This is a genomic window from Mycolicibacterium holsaticum DSM 44478 = JCM 12374 (assembly GCF_019645835.1).
GTDB lineage: Bacteria > Actinomycetota > Actinomycetes > Mycobacteriales > Mycobacteriaceae > Mycobacterium > Mycobacterium holsaticum.
In genome coordinates, this window is record NZ_CP080998.1 from 2160212 (window position 1) to 2181703 (window position 21492).

The 21492-nt window shown below is 67.5% G+C and carries 18 protein-coding genes, 1 tRNA gene and 3 pseudogenes; 16 read left to right on the top strand and 6 right to left on the bottom strand.

What is annotated here, in order from left to right; all coding sequences use genetic code 11:
• Positions 1 to 31 precede the first annotated feature (31 nt).
• The 5 genes and pseudogenes from K3U96_RS10385 to K3U96_RS10405 all read left to right on the top strand — a co-directional run.
• A pseudogene (locus tag K3U96_RS10385) lies at positions 32 to 217 on the top strand (thiolase family protein); the annotation flags it as partial.
• A gap of 23 nt (positions 218 to 240) precedes the next feature.
• Complete coding sequence (locus K3U96_RS10390; RefSeq protein ID WP_230982420.1) at positions 241 to 1818, top strand: class I adenylate-forming enzyme family protein; 1578 nt, start codon at positions 241 to 243, stop codon at positions 1816 to 1818.
• A gap of 21 nt (positions 1819 to 1839) precedes the next feature.
• The gene (locus tag K3U96_RS10395; protein ID WP_220692946.1) at positions 1840 to 2694 is read left to right on the top strand and encodes a mycofactocin-coupled SDR family oxidoreductase; all 855 of its coding nucleotides are present in this window, start codon (positions 1840 to 1842) and stop codon (positions 2692 to 2694) included.
• A 15-nt stretch (positions 2695 to 2709) separates the two neighbouring features.
• On the top strand, positions 2710 to 3720 hold the full coding sequence (locus K3U96_RS10400) for an LLM class flavin-dependent oxidoreductase (protein WP_230982421.1): 1011 nt from the start codon (positions 2710 to 2712) through the stop codon (positions 3718 to 3720).
• A complete protein-coding gene (locus tag K3U96_RS10405) occupies positions 3717 to 4742 on the top strand; it encodes a spirocyclase AveC family protein (protein ID WP_220692947.1) in 1026 nt (341 codons plus the stop codon). Before K3U96_RS10400 ends, K3U96_RS10405 begins: the two co-directional genes overlap by 4 nt.
• A gap of 41 nt (positions 4743 to 4783) precedes the next feature.
• Here the strand turns inward: K3U96_RS10405 and K3U96_RS10410 are convergent, their stop codons facing one another.
• Positions 4784 to 5086, bottom strand: a complete 303-nt coding sequence (locus tag K3U96_RS10410; RefSeq protein WP_220692948.1) for an acyl-CoA synthetase — start codon at positions 5084 to 5086, stop codon at positions 4784 to 4786.
• A 38-nt stretch (positions 5087 to 5124) separates the two neighbouring features.
• On the opposite strand from K3U96_RS10410, the gene K3U96_RS10415 reads away from it, so the two are divergent.
• A complete protein-coding gene (locus K3U96_RS10415; protein ID WP_220692949.1) occupies positions 5125 to 6297 on the top strand; it encodes an amidohydrolase family protein in 1173 nt (390 codons plus the stop codon).
• 18 nt (positions 6298 to 6315) lie between these two features.
• Here the strand turns inward: K3U96_RS10415 and K3U96_RS10420 are convergent, their stop codons facing one another.
• Positions 6316 to 6756 carry a MarR family winged helix-turn-helix transcriptional regulator gene (locus K3U96_RS10420; protein ID WP_069403196.1) on the bottom strand — a complete coding sequence of 147 codons (441 nt, stop codon included), beginning with the start codon at positions 6754 to 6756 and terminating at the stop codon, positions 6316 to 6318.
• Positions 6757 to 6863: 107 nt separating this feature from the next.
• Between K3U96_RS10420 and K3U96_RS10425 the strand changes: the two genes are divergently transcribed.
• Positions 6864 to 8912 (top strand): ATP-binding cassette domain-containing protein, encoded by a 2049-nt coding sequence (locus K3U96_RS10425; protein ID WP_220692950.1) that lies wholly within the window; start codon positions 6864 to 6866, stop codon positions 8910 to 8912.
• The gene (locus tag K3U96_RS10430) at positions 8909 to 9745 is read left to right on the top strand and encodes a CbiQ family ECF transporter T component (RefSeq protein ID WP_220692951.1); all 837 of its coding nucleotides are present in this window, start codon (positions 8909 to 8911) and stop codon (positions 9743 to 9745) included. Before K3U96_RS10425 ends, K3U96_RS10430 begins: the two co-directional genes overlap by 4 nt.
• Here the strand turns inward: K3U96_RS10430 and K3U96_RS27155 are convergent.
• Together K3U96_RS27155 and K3U96_RS10435 are read right to left on the bottom strand one after the other, a co-directional pair.
• Positions 9742 to 10044, bottom strand: a pseudogene (locus K3U96_RS27155) (sugar ABC transporter substrate-binding protein); the annotation flags it as partial. The gene K3U96_RS10430 and the pseudogene K3U96_RS27155 sit on opposite strands and share 4 nt — an antisense overlap.
• A 2-nt stretch (positions 10045 to 10046) precedes the next feature.
• Positions 10047 to 10736: pseudogene (locus K3U96_RS10435) on the bottom strand (carbohydrate ABC transporter permease); the annotation flags it as partial.
• A gap of 45 nt (positions 10737 to 10781) precedes the next feature.
• Between K3U96_RS10435 and K3U96_RS10440 the strand changes: the two are divergent.
• The 7 genes from K3U96_RS10440 (at position 10782) to K3U96_RS10470 (ending at position 17249) form a co-directional block, all read left to right on the top strand.
• Complete coding sequence (locus K3U96_RS10440) at positions 10782 to 12299, top strand: TldD/PmbA family protein (RefSeq protein ID WP_220692952.1); 1518 nt, start codon at positions 10782 to 10784, stop codon at positions 12297 to 12299.
• Between the two features lie 2 nt (positions 12300 to 12301).
• Positions 12302 to 13678, top strand: a complete 1377-nt coding sequence (locus K3U96_RS10445) for a metallopeptidase TldD-related protein (RefSeq protein WP_220692953.1) — start codon at positions 12302 to 12304, stop codon at positions 13676 to 13678.
• Positions 13679 to 13685: 7 nt separating this feature from the next.
• Positions 13686 to 14528, top strand: coding sequence for a carboxymuconolactone decarboxylase family protein (locus K3U96_RS10450; RefSeq protein WP_220692954.1), 843 nt, complete (start codon positions 13686 to 13688; stop codon positions 14526 to 14528).
• Positions 14529 to 14646: 118 nt separating this feature from the next.
• Positions 14647 to 15126 carry a hypothetical protein gene (locus K3U96_RS10455; protein ID WP_230982498.1) on the top strand — a complete coding sequence of 160 codons (480 nt, stop codon included), beginning with the start codon at positions 14647 to 14649 and terminating at the stop codon, positions 15124 to 15126.
• Positions 15127 to 15193: 67 nt separating this feature from the next.
• Positions 15194 to 15267 (top strand) — tRNA-Ile (locus K3U96_RS10460).
• Between the two features lie 59 nt (positions 15268 to 15326).
• Positions 15327 to 16130, top strand: coding sequence for a crotonase/enoyl-CoA hydratase family protein (locus K3U96_RS10465; protein WP_069403205.1), 804 nt, complete (start codon positions 15327 to 15329; stop codon positions 16128 to 16130).
• 60 nt (positions 16131 to 16190) lie between these two features.
• Positions 16191 to 17249 (top strand): cytochrome P450 family protein, encoded by a 1059-nt coding sequence (locus K3U96_RS10470; RefSeq protein ID WP_220692956.1) that lies wholly within the window; start codon positions 16191 to 16193, stop codon positions 17247 to 17249.
• On the opposite strand, the gene K3U96_RS10475 is transcribed toward K3U96_RS10470, so the two are convergent.
• A complete protein-coding gene (locus K3U96_RS10475) occupies positions 17246 to 18472 on the bottom strand; it encodes a cytochrome P450 (protein ID WP_220692957.1) in 1227 nt (408 codons plus the stop codon). The two genes, K3U96_RS10470 and K3U96_RS10475, sit on opposite strands and share 4 nt — an antisense overlap.
• Positions 18473 to 18639: 167 nt before the next feature.
• Between K3U96_RS10475 and K3U96_RS10480 the strand changes: the two genes are divergently transcribed.
• Positions 18640 to 19185 (top strand): TetR/AcrR family transcriptional regulator, encoded by a 546-nt coding sequence (locus K3U96_RS10480; RefSeq protein WP_220692958.1) that lies wholly within the window; start codon positions 18640 to 18642, stop codon positions 19183 to 19185.
• Between the two features lie 7 nt (positions 19186 to 19192).
• Here the strand turns inward: K3U96_RS10480 and K3U96_RS10485 are convergent, their stop codons facing one another.
• Positions 19193 to 21358 (bottom strand): alkaline phosphatase family protein, encoded by a 2166-nt coding sequence (locus K3U96_RS10485; RefSeq protein ID WP_220692959.1) that lies wholly within the window; start codon positions 21356 to 21358, stop codon positions 19193 to 19195.
• Between the last annotated feature and the right edge of the window lie 134 nt (positions 21359 to 21492).

The following is a 21492-nucleotide window of genomic DNA, read 5'->3' on the forward strand; positions in this document are numbered from 1 at the left end:
CGCGAACACCGGCACCCACGCGTGGTACCGCTCCATGGAGCAGTACCTGAGCGCACGGCCCATCTCCTCGCCGCTGAGGCTGCTCGATTGTGACATGCCGGTGCACGGTTCGATCGCGCCGGACGTCGACCTGGTCGAGTTGTACTACGGGTTCCGCTATCTCACGCTGGCCTGGTTGGAAGCCTTGGGTTTCGGCGCCGACGGCGAAGGCGGCCCGATCGCCGGATGTGTGCTGCTGTCGTGCTGACCGAGTCCGAGCGCCCCGTGGTCGCGGCCGCCGACAACATTCCCGACGAGATCGCCGGGTTCATCGGCGAGCATCCAGACACCACGGTCATCGTGCACAGTGACGTCCATCCCGACGAGTTCTCCGTCGCCGAACTCTTCGACGAGGGCACGCGGTTGGCCGCCGGGCTGGCGGGGCTGGGTATCGGACCTGGCGACATCGTCGCCGTTCAGCTGCCGAACTGGCGGGAATGCTTCTCCGCGCATGCCGCGGCCTGGCTGTGCGGCGCGGCGGTGCTGCCCATCGTGCCGATCTACGGGCCGGCCGAGGTCGCCTTCATCGCCAGGCAATCGGGGGCGCGCGCCATCATCGTTGCCCGTGAGCTACGCAACCGCAACACCCGCGCGACCGTGGCGGCGCTGGCCGATCTCCCGGACCTGCAGTACCGCATCGTGGCGGGCGGCGCGCACGCCGGAACCATCCCGCTCGAAGAGCTGAGTTCGGCTGCGCCAACGGGTTTCACACCGGTTCGCCCCGATCCCGACAGTCGCGCGGTCCTGGTGTACACATCGGGCACGACGGCCGAACCCAAGGGCGTCCAGCACAGCCACGGCTCGCTGCTCGGTGAACTGCGGGCGATGGACGAACTGCGCCGCACCGCGTCGGGGGAGACCACGCTGGCGGTGTTCCCGTCCGGGCACATCGCCGGGACGCTGGGCATCCTGCGCCTGATGTGCAGGTCCGGCGGCACCATCGCGATGGACGCCTGGAATCCCGAAGCCGCCGCCCGGCTCATCGCCAAGCACGAGGTGAGGGTCTCGGCCGGCGCACCGATCCACCTCGGCGGCATCCTGGACATCGCCGAGCGCGACGGCCTGGACGTGTCGAGCCTGCGCGAGTACACGACGGGCGCCGCCGGTGTCGCGGGCACGCTGATCCGGCGCGCCGACCGGTTCGGCATCGGCGCCTACCGCTGCTACGGATCAAGTGAGCACCCCACCATCAGCGTGGGCCGCCCGGAGGACCCGTTGGACAAACGGGCCGACACCGACGGGCGCATCGCCCCGGGCACCAGGGTCCGCCTGATCGACGAGCACGGAAACGACGTGCCGACCGGCACCGACGGCGAGATCCTCACGCAGGGACCCGAATTGTTCCGGGGCTACACCGATCCCCGCTTCACCGAGGCCAGCTTCGTCGACGGGTGGTTTCGCACCGGCGATGTCGGCCGGCTGGATGCCGACGGCTTCCTCACCATCACCGACCGCAAGAAGGACATCATCGTGCGCGGCGGCGAGAACATCTCGTCGAAGGAAGTCGAAGACGCCGTCGGCAGCCACCCCGCGGTGGCCGAAGCCGCCGCGATCGGAGCCCCCGACGAGAAGTACGGCGAACGGGTCTGCGTGTTCGTCGTACTCAACGACGGCAGCTCCTTCGACATCGCCGATGCCGCAGCGCACTTCGCGGCGTGCGGACTGGCCATACAGAAGACGCCTGAGCGCGTCGTGGTGGTACCTGAACTGCCGCGCACCATCAGCGGCAAGGTGCAAAAGCACCGTCTCAGAGAACAACTCAATACAGCCGGCCAGTGACACCTGACGGAAGGAACGAACGTGGGCAGAGTGCAGGGCAAGGTGGTTCTCATCACCGGCGGGGCGCGTGGGCAGGGCCGGTCGCATGCGGTGCGACTGGCCGAGGAGGGCGCCGACGTCATCCTGTTCGACATCTGCGGTGACGTCGAACACAACGCGTATCCGCTGTCCACCGAGCACGACCTCGAGGAGGCCGGCCGGGAGGTCGAGAAGACCGGACGCCGGGTGGTGACGGCCGTCGTCGACGTGCGCGACCGGGCTGCGCTGGCCGACGCGCTGAAATCGGCGGTGGCCGAACTCGGCAAGCTCGACGTGGTGGTCGCCAACGCAGGCATCTGCCCGCTGGGCGCGGACCAACCGATGGACGCCTTCGCCAACGCCTTCGACGTCGACTTCGTCGGCGTGGTGAACACCGTTCACGTCGCGCTGCCGTACCTGTCGGCCGGGGCGTCGATCATCACCGTGGGGTCGGTGGCCGGACTGTTGGCCGAAAAGGCCGGAGCGGCGGCGAATGCGGGACCCAACGGCTCCGGCGGCGCGGGCTACAACCTGGCCAAGCAGTTCATCGACAAGTACACGATGGCGCTGGCGGCCCAGCTGGCGCCCAAGTCGATCCGGGTCAACGTGGTGCACCCGACCAACGTCAACACCCCGATGCTGCACAACGAGTCGATGTACAAGATGTTCCGGCCCGACCTCGAGCATCCGGCACTCGATGATGCGCTGCTGACCTTCCCGATGATGCAGGGCATGCCGATTCCCTACGTCGAACCCGAGGACATCTCGCACGGAATCTGCTACCTGGCCTCCGACGAATCCCGGTACGTGACCGGAGTGCAGCTCAAGGTCGACGCCGGCGCCACCTTGAAGTTCTGACGCGGGCCGACACCGATGGCGAAGCAGTGGGCGATGCCGTGGCCGGGCAGCGAACTCGCGAAACACGCCGAAGCCGCTGGCGCAGCGGCGTTCTGCGCCGGTGAGTTCGCCGATATCGGCGCGTACGTCACGGCATCGGAGATGGCGCACCACACCAGCACCGCTCGGATCGGGCCGGGGATCGCGTACGCGTTCGCGCGGTCCCCGTTCGTGCACGCCGCGTCGGCGCGGCACCTCAATCACATCGCGCCCGGCCGGGTGTTCCTCGGGCTGGGCGCAGGGACAGGCCGGATGAACCGCGACTGGTTCGGGGTGGACTCCTCACATCCGGCGCCCCGGATGACAGAGTTGGTTGGCTGCATCCGGGCGTTCCTGCACGCCGAGAACGGCCAGCGGATCACCTTCGACGGTGACTACTACCACATCGACGCCCGGATCCAGGCTCCGGTGCTTGGCCGCATAGAAGTGCCGATCCTGTTGGGTGCGTTCAACGTTCACATGCTGCGCGCCGTCGGCAGCGTGGCTGACGGGGTGCTCGGACACGGGCTGTTCACCGACCGGTGGTGGACCGAGATCGTCGAGCCGAACGTGGCCTCGGGCGCGCAGCGCACCGGGCGCGACCCGGCGCGGCTCTTGCGTTGGGGTTGGGTGATCACCGCGATCGACGACGAAGATCCACAGCGCGCGATCGATGACGCCAAACGCCAGATCGCGTTCTATCTGACCGTCAAGACCTACGACTCGCTGGTCGCCCTGCACGGCTGGCAGGACGAGGTGGCCGCGATCCGGGCGGACTTCGCCCGGGGAGACCCGCGCGCGATCGGCACGCACGTCACCGACGAGATGCTGTGGGCGATGGCGGCGTGCGGCGACACCGAGCAAACGCGGGCGATGCTTGCCGCCCGCAGCGCCCTTCCCGACCTTGGATTCCATTCCCCGCCAGGCTTTCTCGTCAGTACCCGGCGGCGCCAACAGTATGGCAAGAAAATCATCGAGGCCTTCACGCGGACAGGAGCCGTCAGGTGACCACGCATCGACATACCGAGACCCCGGAGTTTCTCGCGCAGGAGCCCAAGACTTACCGGGACTCACCGCCGATCATCTGGCTGGCCCGGTTGGGCGCCGTCTTCGTGGCGTTTCAGCTCTACGTCTACGGGCGTTGGATCTTCTCCGACAAGTTCGCGCCCGCGCCGATCGGACCCGACCCCATTCCCGGCTCCAACATCGCCTGGATCCGGTTCTGGGAGATCGGCTGCATGATCGGCGGCGTCTTCTTCCTCATCTGGATGATCCGCAAGACCCGGCGGGACAAGCAACTTCCGCCCGTCGGCATCTTCGTGGTGGCCTGGCTGCTCGCGGCCTGGCAAGACCCCGGGGTGAATGCCGTGCGCCCGGTATTCGGGTACAACGCCGGCTTCTTCAACATGGGCACCTGGGGTGAGTTCATCCCGGGCTGGGTGCACAAGGGCGCCGAGAACCCGCAACCGATCATCTACTTCCTCGCCAGCTACATCCTGCTGACGCCGCTGGCCATCATGGGCATCGATCAGGTGATCGCCCGCATGCGAAAAAGGCTGCCGCGCATCAATACCGCGGGCGTGCTGCTGGCGATGCTGGTGCTGTTCATCGTTCTCGACATCGTGCTCGAACAGTATTTCCACCGCATCGGGCTGTGGACTTACCTGCGCGTCGACGACACCTGGTCGATCTTCCGCGGCACCATGTATCAGTTCCCACTGTACGAGGGCATCGTGTTCGGTGGCCTGGTCAGCATGTCGTCCATCGCCATCTACTGCCTGCGTGACCGCAACGGCCACATGCTCTCCGATATCGGCATCGAGCAGCTGAAGAACAAGCGCACCGTCACCCCCGTGCGCATTCTGGCGCTGACGGCGGTGTTCAACCTGATCATGCTGGTGTTCAACCTGGGCTTCAACCTGGTCAACCAGCACGCAGACGTGCAGCCGCCCGCCGTGGAAGTACCCAGCTACATCCATCACGGAATGTGCGGGGTCGGCCCGAACCCGCCCTGCCCCCCGCGGCCATGAGACCGCTCACAGCCGCCGCGCGCGCAGCGACACCGCAAGCGTCAGCCGGGCAGGTTGCGTTTGGCGGTCCCCGGATAGCCGAAGAACTTCTCGAAGTTGGCGTCGTTGATGCCGCTGGCGCTGTTGCGCTTGACCGCGGATTCCAGCGCGGCCAACCGTGTACGGGCTCGCTGGAGCGCCTCGGCGTCACCGCCGGACTCGGCTTCGGCGACAGCGGCACGGGCCGAGGCGATTTCGATGCGTAGCCGCTCACCGACTTCACCGAAAGTCAGCAGATCGTGGTCGTCCTCATCCACCCGCTTGCGGATGACATTCGAACCCTCGTCTGAACCCGCGTTGTTCATGTAGCCCAAGTTACCGATTGATTCGCAGGAGGCCCACCATGCCGTTGCAAAAGGACCATCAGATCGTCTCCGTCGACGACCATCTGATCGAACATCCCCGGGTGTGGCAGGACAGACTGCCTGCGAAGTTCCACGAGAACGGCCCGCGCATCGTGGAAATCGAAGGCAGGCATCTGTGGAGCTATGACGGGCAGATCCTGCCGACCATCGGCCTCAACGCGGTCGCGGGCAAGCCTCCCGAGGAATGGGGGATGGACCCCGTCCGCTACGAGGACATGATTCCCGGCTGCTATGACCCGGCGGCACGCATCGCCGACATGGACCTCGACGGCGTGCAGGCCGCGCTGTGCTTCCCGTCGTTTCCCGGATTCGGTGGTAGCACGTTCTTTCGCGGTCAGGACAAGGAACTCGCCCTGCTTTGCGTCAAGGCGTGGAACGACTTCTACATCGACGAGTGGTGCGCCACCGCGCCGGACCGCTACATTCCGCTGGCGATTCTGCCGGTGTGGGACATCGACGCGACCGTCGCCGAAGCAGAACGCGTGGCCGCCAAGGGGGCGCGCACCGTGTCGTTCCCCGACAGCCCCGTGCCGATGGGCCTGCCGTCTTTTCACTCTGATCACTGGAACGGGTTGTGGCAGGTCTGTTCTGAAGCCAAGATGCCGGTGTCGCTGCATTTCGGATCCGGCTCGTTCGTGCCGGGCTTCTCGTATTCGGCCCTGGCCACTTCACCGGCGCCGGCGATGCCGGATGCGCCGTTCGCGGTGGCGATCACGCTGTTCTCGACGAACTTGATGTGGACGACCGTCGATCTGCTGTTCTCCGGCAAGCTGCAGAAGTTCCCCGACCTGCAGTTCTCGCTGTCCGAGGGCGGCATCGGGTGGGTGCCCTACATCCTGGAGCGCGCGGACTATGTGTGGGAGCGGCACCGCTACTACCAGCCGATCGACTTCGACACACGCCCATCGGATCTCTTCCGCCGTCACTTCTACGGCTGTTTCATCGACGATGAACACGGCCTGGCGAACCGGTACACCATCGGGGTCGACCGCATCACACTCGAGATCGACTTCCCCCATTCGGATTCCAACTGGCCGAACTCGCGCAAACGCGCGGCTGAGGTGCTCGCCGACGTCCCCGATGACGAGTGCTCGTTGATCGTGGAGCAGAACGCGCGACGCATGTTGAGGTTTCCGCGCGCCGCCGGGTAGGGCGACCTCACCGGGAGGCTACCTGGCGACGGCGCCCGGGGACGCGGCGTCCTCGAGGAGGCGACGCAGCACCACGACGGCCTCGCCGAGCACGCGCCGATCGTCGTCGTCGAGGCGTTCCAGATACGGGTCGATGGCCGCGCCGCGATCCAACCGGACCTGACGCAACGTTTCCACCCCCTTGGGGGTGATGCGGATCAGCACGGCCCGCGCATCCTCGGGGTCGACGGTGCGCGACACCAACCCGGCGTCCTCGAGCCGACGCACCTGGGTGGTCATCGTCGGCTGCGAGCAGTGGTCGAGTGCGGCCAGGTCCGAGATGCGGGCCTCGCCGCGGTCTTCGATGGTCGACAGCAGCCGCGCCTGGGCGTAACCGAGCGGCATGCGGGCCCGCTGGGTGGCCAGTCGGTTGATCCGGGCAACGACGGCGAGCAGGTCGGCTCCGAGTGACGGCGACATGTGGCCATGATTACATAGCTTTACTATATTTATCAAGATCGCGGCCGTGTCGCCAGTCACAACTGCGCTGATGGAGCTTATCGGCTTTCGACTGGCAGAATCGTGCAATGGCCTTGACCGGGGAATCGACACCGTCTCGACGGACCGGTTCCTTGCGTCCGGGCGAACTCGCACAGGCCGCCGTGATGGCGGCGCTGTCCGCGGCGACCGCGATCATCGCCGTCGTCGTCCCGTTCGCGGCCGGGCTGGCGCTGCTGGGCACCGTCCCGATGGGTCTGCTGGCCTACCGTTACCGGCTGCGTGTGCTCATCACGGCCACCGTGGCCGGCGGCATCATCGCGTTCCTGATCGCCGGTGTCGGCGGGTTCATGACGGTGTTCAACTGTGCCTACATCGGCGGGCTCACCGGGATCGTCAAGCGCCGCGGCCGCGGCACCCCGACGGTGGTGTTCGTCGCGATCATCGCGGGTGCGGTGTTCGGGGCGGCCTCGGTGGTGGCGCTGGCCATCCTGTCGCGGCTACGTCACCTGATCTTCGACACGGTCACCGCGAACGTCGACGGCGCGGCCGCGATCATCGCCCGCATCCCGAACATGCAAGGTGTGGCCGACGAACTCAAGCGGAATTTCGCGACGGCGCTGGACTACTGGCCGCTGCTGTTCTTCGGCAGCGGGGTGCTGTCCATCACGATGATCAGCCTGCTGGGCTGGTGGGCGCTCTCGCGGGTGATGGCGCGGCTGCTCGGCATCCCCGACGTGCACAAGCTCGAGTCCTCCGTCGACACCGGCACCGTGGCGCCGGTGCCCGCCCGGCTGCACGACGTGCGGTTCCGCTATCCCGGCAGCGACGACGACGCCCTCGGTCCGGTCTCGCTGACCGTGGAACCCGGCGAATACCTCGCCGTCACCGGCGCCAACGGCTCGGGCAAGACCACGCTGATGCTGGTGCTGGCCGGACGCGAACCCACGTCGGGCACCGTCGAACGGCCCGGCGCCGTCGGCCTCGGGCGCATCGGCGGCACCGCGGTGGTCATGCAGCATCCCGAGAGCCAGGTGCTGGGCACCCGCGTCGCCGACGACGTCGTCTGGGGCTTGCCGCCCGGCAAGACCATCGACGTGCATGAACTGCTCGTCGAGGTGGGCCTGGACGGGCTGGCCGAGCGCGACACCGGCGGGCTGTCCGGCGGCGAGTTGCAGCGCCTGGCGGTGGCGGCGGCGCTGGCCCGAGAACCCTCGCTGCTCGTCGCCGACGAGGTCACCAGCATGGTCGACCAGCAGGGCCGCGAATCGCTGGTGTCGCTGCTGTCGGGCCTCACCAAACGTCACGACATGTCGCTGGTGCACATCACCCACTACAACGACGAGGCCGACAACGCCGACCGGACCATCAACCTCAACGGAACCGGCGGCGCGGCCGACAACACCGAGATGGTGGAGACCACGGCGGCGCCCGCGGCGACCGTCGTAGCAGGCCACCACTCCGAAAACCCGGTACTCGAACTCACCGGCGTCGGGCACGAATACGGCAGCGGAACCCCTTGGGCGGCCACCGCATTGCGCGACATCAACTTCACCGTGCACGAGGGCGACGGCGTGCTGATCCACGGGCTCAACGGGTCGGGCAAGTCGACGTTGGCCTGGATCATGGCGGGCCTGACCGTTCCGACTGTCGGCACCTGCCTGCTCGACGGCGCACCGGCCGCCGAGCAGGTGGGTGCGGTGGCGCTGTCATTCCAGGCCGCGCGGCTGCAGTTGATGCGCAGCCACGTCGGCTACGAAATCGCCTCGGCAGCCGGCTTTTCCGTCGACGACCACCGCCGGGTGGCCAGGGCGTTGAGCACGGTCGGGCTGGACCCGGGGCTGGCCAAGCGGCGCATCGACCAACTCAGCGGCGGGCAGATGCGCCGGGTGGTGCTGGCCGGGCTGCTGGAACGGTCACCGCGCGCGCTCATCCTCGACGAACCGCTGGCCGGTCTGGACGCCGCCAGCCAACGCGGCCTGCTGCGCCTGCTGGAAGACCTGCGGCGCACCGCCGGCCTGACCGTCGTCGTGATCTCGCACGACTTCGTCGGGCTCGAAGAGCTGTGCCCGCGCACGCTGCACCTGGAAAGCGGCGCCCTGGTCGCGGCGCCCTCGGCGGCCGGAGGTATGTCATGACGGCGCCGGCCACCCGACGTCAGCCCAAGCCGCTGGTGCTGCTGCGGCCCGTGCCCGGCGACAGCGTCATACACCGGCTGTGGGCCGGCTCCAAGCTGGCCATCGTGGCAGGCATCGGCGTGCTGCTCACGTTTTATCCGGGCTGGGTGCCGATCGGCGCGGTGGCCGCGCTGGTGCTGACGGCCGCCTGGCTGACGCGCATCCCGCGCGGCGTGCTGCCCACGATTCCGGGCTGGCTGTGGGTTCTGCTGCTCCTCGGCGGTGTCACCGCCACCTTCGCCGGTGGCGACCCGATCATCGCCGTGGGCTCGGTCGACGTCGGGCTCGGCGGGCTGCTGAACTTCCTGCGCATCACCGCGCTCTCGATCGTGTTGCTCGGGCTGGGCGTGATGGTGTCGTGGACCACCAACGTCGCCGAGATCGCCCCGGCCGTGGCCACTTTGGGCCGGCCGCTGCGTCTGTTGCGCATACCCGTCGACGAATGGGCCGTCGCGTTGACGTTGGCGCTGCGCGCGTTCCCGATGCTGATCGACGAGTTCCGGGTGCTCTACGCCGCACGCCGGCTGCGACCCAAGGTGCGGCCACCGAGCAGACGCGGGCGCCACCGCCGCTGGTGGCTGGAGGCCATCGACCTGCTGGCGGCCGCGATCATCGTCGCGCTGCGGCGGGCCGACGAGATGGGCGACGCGATCACCGCGCGCGGCGGTGCCGGCCAGATCTCGGCGATGCCGTCGCGGCCCAAACGCATTGACTGGGTGGCGTTCTCGATCGTCGCCGTGGTGTGCGGCGCCGCGCTGGCCCTGGAGTTGACGGTGGCGGGCACCAGCGGCTAGCGCTGTGCGGCGTCGTTGGCCGCGCGCTGCGCCCGCTTCAGTGCCGTCGGCACCTCGAGGCGACCGAGGAACATCTCGTCGAAGTAGGGTTTGAGCGCGTCGAAACCCGCGGGGAAGCCCGCCCCGCCAGGGGCGGCGATGCGCGGGCCGTCGAGCACTTCGAAGAACGGGCGTACATCCACGCCGCGCGAGCGCCAGTACGCGTGGTAGCCGGGCTGCGCGGCCAGTACCGCAGGGATCGCCGCGCCGTCCGCACCCAGGTACGCGTTGCCGCTGCGGCTACCCATCCACTCGAGAACCTCAGCGCATACACGGTGTCGAATACCTGGGCGGCGCTGACGATTCCGGTCACCAGCACGAAGAACAGCGTCGGACGCAGCAGGGGCAGCGTGATCCGACGAAACCGCTGCCACGCGGTGGCGCCGTCGATCCGGGCGGCGTTGTGGATCTGCTCGGGGATGTTGAGGATGCCGGCAAGAAAGAACAGCGCCACGTACCCGACGTTGGTCCACACCACCACCGCGCACACGACCGGCAGCGCCAGCGTCGGGTCGGTGAGCCACTCGACACGTTGATCGAGCAGCGTGGCGACCGCGCCGTCGGTGGGCGCGAGCAGCCAGCGCCACAGCACCGCGATCGCCAGCGGCGAGCAGATCCACGGCAGCACGTACAGCGTGCGGAAGAACCCGCTGCCGGGCAGCCCGCGGGCCAGCAGGGCCGCGGCCGCCAGCCCCAGCACCGTCTGCGTCGGCACCACGACCGCAATGAACAACAGCGTCACCAGCAGCGAGGTGGCGAACGACGTGTCGGTCAGCACGGACTGCCAATTACGCAGTCCGACAAACTCGATCGGCCCCAACAGGTCCCAGCGCTGCAGCGACAGCCACAGCACGACCAGCATCGGCAGCAGCAGGAACGTGACCACCCCGAACAGGCTGGGCGCCAGCAGCAGATAACCCAGCGCGCTCGTCCGGACACGAGGGGTGGTCACCGAGCCATTAAAGCGGGCCGCAGGGTCCGCCACTACGGTAGAGGCGTGACAGCGAGCCGACGCGTCGACGCCGACTTCCTCGAGCTTCCGCGACATGCCCTGGCCGATGCGGCGGTGTCCGCGGCCGTGGCCGCCGGAGCCAGCCACGCTGATCTGCGCATCCACGCGATCACCACCGAACTCGTACAGCTACGCGACGGCGAGCTGGAAACCGCCGTCGTCAACCGCGAGATCGGCCTGGCGGTGCGGGTGATCGTCGACGGCACCTGGGGGTTCGCCTCGCACGCCGAACTGCGCACCGACGTCGCAGCCGATACGGCGCGCCGGGCGGTGCAGGTGGCGACGACGCTGGCCCCGCTCAACGCCGAGCGCATCGAGCTGGCCCCCGAACCGGTGTATTCCGACGCCGAGTGGGTGTCGGACTACCGGGTCGACCCGTTCGCTGTCGCTTCGACGGACAAGCTGGGCGTGCTGGGGGAGCACTCCGGGCGGCTGCTGGCCGCCGACGGTGTCGACCACGTGTCGGCCGGGGTGAACGCCGTCAAGGAGCAGACCTTCTACGCCGACACCTTCGGCTCGACGATCACCCAGCAGCGGGTCCGGGTGCTGCCGATGTTGGAGGCGGTGACGGTCGATGCGGCCGCGGGCACGTTCGAGACCATGCGCTCGCTGTGCCCGCCGTCCGCGCGGGGCTGGGAGGTCCTCGCCGGTGACGACGTGTGGAACTGGTCTGACGAGCTGGTCGAGATCCCGACGCTGCTCGCCGAGAAGGTCAAGGCACCCAGCGTCACTGCGGGACCGACGGATCTGGTGATCGACCCGTCCAACCTGTGGTTGACGATCCACGAATCAATCGGGCACGCAACCGAATACGACCGGGCGATCGGCTATGAGGCAGCGTACGCGGGCACGTCGTTCGCCACGCCGGACAAGCTGGGCACCATGCGCTACGGCTCGCCGGTGATGAACGTGACCGCCGACCGCACCGTCGAATACGGCTTGGCCACCGTCGGTTTCGACGACGAGGGTGTACGTGCGCAGCGCTGGGATCTGGTGCGCGACGGTGTTTTCGTGGGCTATCAGCTGGACCGGGTGTTCGCACCGCGGCTGGGTGTGGCGCGGTCCAACGGCTGCTCGTACGCCGATTCGCCGCACCACGTGCCGATCCAGCGGATGGCCAACGTGTCGCTGCAGCCGGCGACCGAGGATGTGAGCACCGAGGAGCTGATCGCGCGGGTGGACGACGGCATCTATATCGTGGGCGACAAGAGTTGGTCGATCGACATGCAGCGCTACAACTTCCAGTTCACCGGGCAGCGGTTCTTCCGGATCCGCGGCGGCCGGCTCGACGGCCAGCTGCGCGACGTCGCGTATCAGTCGACCACCACGGACTTCTGGGGCGCGTTGGAGGCGGTCGGCGGGCCGTCGACGTGGCGCCTCGGCGGGGCGTTCAACTGCGGCAAGGCCCAGCCGGGACAGGTGGCCCCGGTCAGTCACGGCAGCCCGTCGGCGCTGTTTCGCGGCGTGAACGTGCTCAACACGCGCACCGAGGCAGGGCGGTAGCGGTGATCGGGGCGCAGCAGGTCATCGACAGCGCGCTGGCCGAGGCCGCCCGGTTGGGCAGGGCCGACGAGACGATCGTGTTGGTCACCGACCGGGCGGACGCGTCGCTGCGGTGGGCGGGCAACTCGATGACCACCAACGGCGAGTCGACGAGCCGGCACACCACGGTGATATCGATTCTGCGGCAAGGCAACGAGGCCCGGGTCGGGTCCGTGCGGTCAAGCGAGGTGGATCCGGGTGTCATCACGGGGCTGGTGGCCGCCTCACAGGAGGCGGCGGCGTCGGCACCCGCAGCACGCGACAGCGCTGAACCGTTGCCGGCCGGGCCCGCGCCGCGGGACTGGGACGACCCGGTGCCCGGCACCGGAGCGCAGGCGTTCCTGCCGTTGGCGGGCAGCCTTGCCGCGCGCGGCTTTCGCGGCCCCGATCAGCTGTACGGGTACGCCAGGCACGTCATGGAGACAACGTTCGTCGCCACGTCCAACGGGCTGCGCAGACGCTACACGCAGCCGACGGGCTCGGTGGAGATCAATGCCAAACGGGACGGCGCCAGCGCGTGGGTGGGCGTGAGCACACCTGACTTCGCCGATGTGCCAACCGATTCGATGTTCGAGCAGCTGTCGACGCGGTTGGGCTGGGCGCGGCGGTCGGTGGAGTTGCCTGCGGGGCGATACGAGACGATTCTGCCGCCGTCGACGGTGGCGGACCTGATGATCTATCTGACCTGGACGATGGACGGGCGCGGCGCGCAGGAGGGCCGCACCGCGCTGTCGGCGCCCGGCGGCGGAACGCGGGTGGGCGAGAAGCTCACCGATCTGCCGTTGACGTTGTACTCGGATCCGTACGCGGCGGGGTTGGAGTGCACACCGTTCGTGGCGACGACGACGTCATCGGAACGGGTGTCGGTGTTCGACAACGGGATGGACATCGGCCGGGTGGACTGGATCCGCGACGGTGCCATCGAGACGTTGGCGTACCCGCGCGCGGCGGCTGCGGAATTCGGTGCGCCGGTGGCGGTGCCGGCCGACAACCTGGTGATGACGGGCGGTGCGGGGAGCCTGGCCGACATGATCGCCGGCACCGAGCGCGGATTGTTGTTGACCACGCTGTGGTACATCCGCGAGGTCGACCCGGCGGTGCTGCTGTTGACCGGGCTGACCCGCGACGGCGTTTACCTCGTCGAGGACGGCGACGTGAGCGCGGCCGTCAACAATTTTCGGTTCAACGAGAGCCCCTTGGATGTCTTGCGCAGAGCAACAGAAGCCGGGGTCAGCGAGGTCACGCTGCCGCGGGAGTGGGGTGACTGGGCGACCCGGGCGGCGATGCCGTCGCTGCGAATACCGGACTTTCACATGTCATCGGTGAGCCAGGCGCAATAATGCCCACATGGGCTCACATGAACTGGCCGAGAGGCTGGCTGGGTTGGTGGCGTTGTCGTCGGGGGACCGCGGTCTGGACACGCTGATCCGGTTGACGTGCGCCAGGGCGCTGGTGTTGCCGCCGCTTCCGGTGGAGGTCGACCCGGTCGAGGGTCCGGCCGAACGTGACTCGGTGGTGGCGGCATTCGCCGAGCAGTTTTCCGTCGATGTGTCGGGGATCGGGGAGAACCAGCGGACACAACTGCTGGCGACCTTGGGCGACAACGCGTTTCGCACGGTGGTGACGATCTTCATCGCCGACTTCGTGCCGCGGGTGTGGGCGGGATGTGACGCGCTGGGGCTGGGAGGGCGCGGTGCGCGCGACGTGGTGGAGTGGGATCACGACACTGATCCGGTCGATGCGCTACTCAACGGGTTCGTGCCCGCGGTGGCGCGGCTGCGGGGTCTTGACCCGGTGACGACGGAGGTTGTGCGGTTGCGCGGGGCCACGCAACACAATTGCCGGTTGTGCAAGTCGCTGCGGGAGAGCACGGCGTTGGACGCGGGCGGGTCTGACGAGTTGTACAGCCAGATCGAACGGTACGAATCGGCCGACGAGCTGACGAAGGCGCACAAGGCGGCGTTACGGTACGTCGATGCGCTGATCTGGTCGCCGTCGCAGATCTCGGACGAAGTGGCCGGCGGTGTGCGCAAACACTTCTCCGACGAGGAGGCATTCGAACTGACGCTGGACGTCATGCGCAACGCCGCCAACAAGATCGCGGTGTCGCTGGGCGCCGACGCGCCGCGGGTGGCCGAGGGCACCGAGCAGTATCTGATCGACGCCGACGGGCAGACCGTGTTCAGCTAGTTCAGCAAATATTGACACATTTGCCAAAAACGGTCTTCTCGGTGCGGCGCGTTGCTACTGTGCGCGAGACGAAAGGGCCAGCATGAGACGCAGTACCTACGCTTTAGGCGTGACGGCGATGGCCGCTGGGCTGGTGGTATCCGGATGCTCCAGCTCCGACACCGCGGACAAGGCCACCGAGGGCACCACCGCGACGAGCAGTCAGCCAGCGGCGTCGCCGACGTCTTCGGCCGCAACGACGACCAGCCCGGTCGACCGCTCGCAACTACCCTCGTTGATACCCACACCGGCGGCCTCCCAGGAGACCAAGGGGCCAGAGGACATCGCCGACAACGGAATCCACATGCACTTTCGGGTCGACGGCGCGCCGGTCGAGGTGATGAACGCCTACAAGTCCGCGCTGGAGGACGACGGTTGGGCGGTCACGACGATCGTCACCTCGGGCGGTGAAGGCGGTGGCGGCGCCACCTACACCGGTACCCACGGCGATGCCTTCGGCGTGTTCGACGGCGGAGGGTTCGACAGCACCACCTTCGTCGACGTCTGCACGTGGCCGTCAAAGCCGGCAGAGCCGAACTGCTCCCGCGGAGAACGCTGACGCCCCTAGACACACCAGGGGTACGCCAACGCTAGAGTTGTCCCGCGCTTGCTCGCCTTGCTGCGCGGGGGCGGTAGCTCAGTTGGTCAGAGCTGGGGACTCATAATCCCTAGGTCGCGGGTTCAAGTCCCGCCCGCCCCACACTTCCAACCCCGCAGTGCGCCGGATGGTCAGTACCGCGCCGCGGTAAATTGCCACCCGTGAGCGATGACAGAGTTCGAGTGCAGATCGGTGCGAGTGGCGTGGCCACTGTGACGATGGTTCGCGCAGACAAACACAATGCGCTTGACCACGCCATGTTCGAAGGCCTGGTACATGCCGCTGAAGAAGTCGCCGGCGCCGCTTCGGTTCGCGCGGTCGTGCTGCACGGCGAGGGCAAGAGTTTCTGCTCCGGACTCGATGTCGCAAGTTTCATGGACCGCCGCGGCGGGACGAGTGTGCTGCTGGGGCGAGACGACGACCGCGAGGCCAACTTCGCGCAGCGTGTGACCTATGACTGGTCGACGGTGCCGGCGCCGGTCATCGCCGCGATTCACGGCAATTGCTTCGGCGGCGGTCTGCAGATCGCGCTCGGCGCCGACATCCGGATCGCCGCGCCGGACGCAAAACTGTCCGTCATGGAGGTCAAGTGGGGCCTTGTGCCCGACATGGGCATCACACAGACGCTTCCGCGGCTGGTGCCCATCGACGTCGCGAAGGAGCTGACGTTCACCGGCCGTATCGTCTCCGGGAGCGATGCTGTCGCGCTCGGACTCGTCACGCGCACTGCTGACGATCCGCTCGCGGCGGCGCTGGCGCTCGCGGAGGAGATCGCCCAGAAGTCCCCCGACGCGGTGCGCGCGGCGAAACGCCTCTACAACGAGACCTGGGTCAGCAACGACGCCTCGGCCGCCCTGTCGCTCGAATCCGAGTTACAAACCGGGCTGATCGGCAGGCCCAACCAGATTGCCGCCGTCATGGCGGGCATGTCGGGAGAGCCACCGGTCTTCGTCGACCCGGAGTAATCGCGACCACACTTGGCTAGGGTTTGGTCCCATCTGGGCTCGTTGGGAGGTCGGGGCGACATGACCGAGGACGCGATCAGCATCGCCGGAGTCGACCTCACCGATCCCGATATCTATCTGGCCGGTATGCCCTACGACGCGTTCCGCGAACTTCGGCGGCACGCCCCCGTTGCCTGGCACCCGTACAAGGACGACGGGTTCTATGCGGTAACCGGCTATGACGAGATCTTGGCCGTCTCACGGGACAGCGCCACCTGGTCGTCGCAGGCGGCCGGTGTGTTCTTCGACGTGCCGGTCCCGGAAGCGCAATACCAACTGTCGCTGATGATGCTCACGATGGACCCGCCGCGGCACACCAAGCTGCGTTCGTTGGTGAGCAAGGGGTTTACCCCGCGGCAGGTCGCTCGGCTGAACGACCACGTCGCGGGCATGGCGCGCGAGATCGTCGACGCCGTAGTCGAGCGAGTCGAATGCGACTTCGTGTACGACATCGCCGGTGCGCTACCGTCATTCGTCATCGCTGAACTGCTCGGCATTCCGTTGGACGACGGTCGGCGGCTCTATGAGCTGACCGAGATCATGAACTCCGGCGCGGTCGGCGACCTACACGACCAGACACACGTCTTGGACGCGCAGATGCAGATGTTCCAGTACGGCACCGAGCTTGCCGCCCGCAAACGCGCCGAACCGGGCGACGATATCGCGACTTCGTTGCTGCGCGCCGAGGTCGACGGCGAGAGCCTCACCGACCTCGAATTCAACATGTTTTTCCTGCTGCTGATCAATGCAGGCGGTGATACCACCCGAAACCTCGTCGCCGCAGGCATTCTCGCGCTACTGGAGCACCCCGGCGAGCAGGCCCGCCTGGCCACCGACCCCGACCGCCTCGACATCGGCCGCGCGCCGAATCCGCATCTGGCGTTCGGCGGCGGCGGAACCCATTTCTGCCTGGGCGCCAACCTTGCCCGCGTAGAAGCCGCGGCGATCATTCCTGAGGTGCTGTCCCGGATGAAGGACCTCGAGCTCGCCGGGCCGGTGCAACGTGTGCGGTCCACTCTGATGAACGGCATCCGGTCGATGCCGGTGCGGTTCACGCCGTCCCGACGCCTCGCCATTTAGCCGCCGGCGCAGGCCAGTTCCAGCCGGTCCAGTCGCCGGACCAGCAGGCTCGGCAGCCAACGGCCCACGTCGGCGGCCTCGATGTGCGTAGTCCGTTCGAGGAGCTGTCGGATCACGATCGTCGCCTCCAGGCGCGCAAGCGCCGCCCCGACGCAAAAATGTGCACCCTTGCCGAAGCTGATGTGCCCCTTACCTCCAGCCCGGTCCAACCTGAACTCGTCCGGGCTGTCGAAGTGTGACGGATCGCGGTTGGCCGCACCCCACAACAACAACAGCCGCGAACCGGCCGCCAGGTCCACACCGCACAGCGTCGTGTCGTCGACCACGTGGCGGTAATGACCGCGGAACGGCGGTTCGCAGCGCAGCACCTCTTCGAGAAACGCACCGAGCAGTTCGGGCGCACTGCGCACCTGCGCCTGGATATCCGGGCGGGTCGCCAAAACCCAAGCCGCAGAGCCGATCAACGACGCGGTGGATTCGCCGCCCGCGCTGAACAAGATGATCATCATCCCCAGCGCCGTCTGTTCTTCCATCTCGCCCGACGCGCACGCCGCGGCCAGGTCACCCAGCAAGTTGTCCTGCGGGTCAGCCGCAGCCTGTCGAAACTGCTCGATGATGTATCCGGCGAGTTCTCCGACCGCGACGCCGGCCTGGGCCAACTGGTCCTGGCTCACCAGGCCCTCCACGACCTGGGTCGCCGCATAACCCCACCGGACCAGCTTGTCGACATCTGCGTCGGGCACGCCGATGATCCGTCCCACGATCATCATCGGCAAGCGGTTGGCCATCGCGCTCATCCATTCGATACGCCCGTCGTGAAAGCTCTTCGCCCACAACTGGTCGGCGATGTCACCGACGAACGGTTCGAACGCGCGTATCCGCTTGGCGGTCAACTGCGGAAGCACCGCCTTGCGGTGCACCGCATGCGCGGGCTCGTCGGCGGTGGCCAACACATGGCTCTTGCCGCCCAGCCCCTCCATCTCGAAGGCACCCACAACTCCGCCGGGTTGGTAGGTCATCGTCGCGGTCAGATTCGAGGAGAAATCGTCGGGCCGGGCGATCACGTCATTGACCGCCTGCCAACCGCACACCGCGTGAAACCCTGATCCGCCGATCTGGTGCACCGGCGCCGTGTCCAACATCCGTCGGTACAGGGGATAGGGATTCTGGATGCATTCGTCGTCGAACAACGCGATGCCAAGCTGACCGCTGCGCCACCCCATGCGTCCAACCTGTCCGGCGATTCCAGCCGCGTCAATAGCCGGCCACAAAGTTGAAATCCCAGTTCAACCGCAATGGGCGACGCCGTCTCACGGCGTCCCGTGCACATGCGCGAACGCTGAGATGTAACGTCTTTTTTGTCTCAACCCTGAGAAACGAGGGAGCAACGGTGGCACGAGACGATTGGCTCGTCGGAGGTGAGCGTCGCACCGCCGCCGCGGAGCGGGTCTATGCCGCCGCCACCGACCTCGTCCTGCGCGACGGCCTCGACGCCTTGGAGATCGACGTCCTCGCCGAGCGGGTGCACTGTTCCCGCGCGACGATCTACCGCTACGCCGGGGGTAAGGCGCAGATCCGCGACGCCGTGCTGCTGCGGTTGGCGGCCCGCGTCGTCGACGCGGTCCGGGCCGCGGTCCACGACCTCACCGGCACGCAACGCGTCGTGAAGGCGATCACCGTGGCGCTCGAGCACATCCGGGCCGACCCGATCCGGCAGATGATGATCGGGCTCACCACCGGTCGCGACCTAACCGAATTGCCGTCCTCGCCGGTGCTGGGCCGAATGGCTGCCGACCTCACCGGCATCACCGACGACGACGCGCAGGCCGCCCAGTGGATCGTTCGCGTCGTGATGGCGCTGGCGATCTGGCCCGTCGTCGACGACGACGTCGAACGTCACATGGTCGAACGGTTCGTCGCTCCCGCGTTCAGCTGATGCGTTGTCACGCAACGATTGCGGCGTTGCACTGCGGCTCAGCGGCGCCATCGCCGCAGGCCAGCAGCGCCAGATCCGGCACGTTGAGCTGCGCTGGGGGCCAGGTCGACGGCGGCGGGGCCACCAGCGGGAAGATGCTGGCGCCGGTCACCCCGGTCAGCCGCGCCACGATCTGCGCGGGAATGTTGGTCGCCACGTACAGCAGGTTGCCGACCAACTGCACCGGCACGACCGCCAGCCCGGCCAGCGCGCTGACGAGGAAGATGTCCTGCTTGGCGACCGCCTTCAGCTGATCGATCGTGTCGTAGGTGAACGTGTAGATGAAGTACGGAATCGAGGTGAAGATCGTCCGCACGCTCAGCGCGACGTTGGTGGCGATATCGGGGTAGCCGTTCATGTCGATGGCATCGAAGAGCGCCTGGTGCAGATCGACCGGGTCGACATCGCTGTCGCCGAGGGTGGTCAGCGAGACACCGTTGGAGTATGCCGGCGGCGTGACGCCGAACAGGGTCAACACCGTGGGCGTCGTATCGACGATCTGGTACTGCAGGTTGATGTACCCGTCCTTGAAGTCCGAGCCCCTGGCGATCACGAACGTCGAAGTCTCGGTGGGCGTTTGGAAACCGTGACCGAAGCCCTTCTGCGGCTGATGACCGTGGTCGGTCACCACGATCACGGTCCAGTTCTCACACGGTCCGGTATTGCAGTCTTCGCGCTTGGCGATCTCGGCCATGATGTCGCCGATGTTCTCGTCGACGTTGCGGATCGCCTCCGCGTATTGCGGCGACGCGCCGCCGTAGTTGTGGCCGTTCTCGTCGACGCCGACGAAGTAGGTGAACATGAACGTCGGCGTGCCGGTCTGGGTGTTGCGGATCGCCTCGACGGTGGCCGCACCGACCGCGTCGTCGGTGAGGAACCAACTGGAGTCACCGGGCACCTGGGGGATGAAGATGATCTGGTCGGCGGGAATCGAACCGGCGCCGGCGATATCGGCGATGACGTTCCAGTTGGCGATCGTGATGGTCTGAATGTTCGGGTCGTGCGACTCGAGCAGGTTGAACACCGTCGGCCAGCGGTCGTAGGTGCCCGGGGTGAACACGTTGTTGACCACACCCGTCGTCTCACCCCACACGCCGGTCAGGATCGCCGACCACGACGGGTTGGAGATCGTGGTGTGCCCGACGATGCTGGCCGCCGCGGTGGTGCCGTCGGCCATCAGCGCGAAGAAGTTGTCGTTCTCGGGGTCGGCGAGAATTCTGCCCAGGTTGGTCCCGTCGACGCCGATCACCAGCACGTAGGGCGTGCCGGTGGCTTGCGCTGACGGGCTCGAGATCTGGGTGACGGTGTACTGCGCGGCCGGCGGTGCGGTCTGCTGAGACGATCCCTGTTCGAACTCACCTCGCGCGGCCGCCAGCATCGCCCACAGCGCAGGGGCTTGAAGCGGCGCTCCGGTGTCCAGGCCCATCAGCGGTCCCAGCACGGCGGCCACCGTCTCGGTGACGAGGCTGACCAAGGTGGGCCGCGGTTGCGTCACCGCCGCAGCGGCGGCCTCCGGGGTCGTCAAAGTCGTGAACGTCGCCGTGGGGTTGGGGTTGGACGCCGTGGTGGTGAATGTCGTGGTCGTCGGCGGCTGCGCGACGTCATCGGCGGCGTTGTCGACCTCGGCCGCGATGTTCGGCTGTGCCTTCTCTTCCTGCGCGCGGGTGAACCGTTCGACGGCGTCGGTGACCAACGATTGGACGTCACGCGGGGCGTCGGCGATTCTCGACGCGCGCGAGTCGTGTGTGTTCGTCGCCGGTTGGTCATCCGCGTCGCCGTCTGCCAAGTCGAGCGCGGCGTCGTCCTGCGACGCCTCAGCGTCCTCCTCGGCTTCCTCCTGCGCGTCAGCGTCTTGTTCTTGTTCGGCGTCGCTGTCCGCGGCGGCGTCTTCGGTCGGGTCCGACGCGGCGGTGTCGTCGGACTCGGCGGGCGACGTCGCATCCTCGGTGGAAGACGTGGTGGTCGACGTCGACGATTCGCTGGATGCCGACGACTCGCTCGGCGACGAACTGCTCGTGGACGAGGTGCCCGAGGTGTCGGCGAACGCGACGGCCGGAGCGTTGGCGATGGCGAACCCGACGCCTAACGTCACCGCCAGGGCCCCGACGCGGCCGATGTGGTTGGCGTACCCCATGGTGGTTTCCTTCCATGCCCGCGCGACGCGAAGCGGTGCAGCGAATTATTGACGTTTGCAGCAAATTACCGCTTCCGGCGCGCGGTGTACGCGACTTCGAAGAACACGCGACGAAGATGTTCGATCGCGTTCGC

Excerpts from the sequence above, each read along its gene's own strand:
- K3U96_RS10400 (WP_230982421.1), top strand. The coding sequence starts at position 2,710 with ATGGCGAAGCAGTGGGCGATGCCGTGGCCGGGCAGCGAACTCGCGAAA.
- K3U96_RS10430 (WP_220692951.1), top strand. The coding sequence starts at position 8,909 with ATGACGGCGCCGGCCACCCGACGTCAGCCCAAGCCGCTGGTGCTGCTG.
- K3U96_RS10485 (WP_220692959.1), bottom strand. The coding sequence starts at position 21,358 with ATGGGGTACGCCAACCACATCGGCCGCGTCGGGGCCCTGGCGGTGACG.
- K3U96_RS10455 (WP_230982498.1), top strand. The coding sequence starts at position 14,647 with ATGGCCGCTGGGCTGGTGGTATCCGGATGCTCCAGCTCCGACACCGCG.
- K3U96_RS10420 (WP_069403196.1), bottom strand. The coding sequence starts at position 6,756 with ATGTCGCCGTCACTCGGAGCCGACCTGCTCGCCGTCGTTGCCCGGATC.
- K3U96_RS10450 (WP_220692954.1), top strand. The coding sequence starts at position 13,686 with ATGGGCTCACATGAACTGGCCGAGAGGCTGGCTGGGTTGGTGGCGTTG.
- K3U96_RS10470 (WP_220692956.1), top strand. The coding sequence starts at position 16,191 with ATGACCGAGGACGCGATCAGCATCGCCGGAGTCGACCTCACCGATCCC.
- K3U96_RS10425 (WP_220692950.1), top strand. The coding sequence starts at position 6,864 with ATGGCCTTGACCGGGGAATCGACACCGTCTCGACGGACCGGTTCCTTG.
- K3U96_RS10410 (WP_220692948.1), bottom strand. The coding sequence starts at position 5,086 with ATGAACAACGCGGGTTCAGACGAGGGTTCGAATGTCATCCGCAAGCGG.
- K3U96_RS10475 (WP_220692957.1), bottom strand. The coding sequence starts at position 18,472 with ATGGGGTGGCGCAGCGGTCAGCTTGGCATCGCGTTGTTCGACGACGAA.
- K3U96_RS10415 (WP_220692949.1), top strand. The coding sequence starts at position 5,125 with ATGCCGTTGCAAAAGGACCATCAGATCGTCTCCGTCGACGACCATCTG.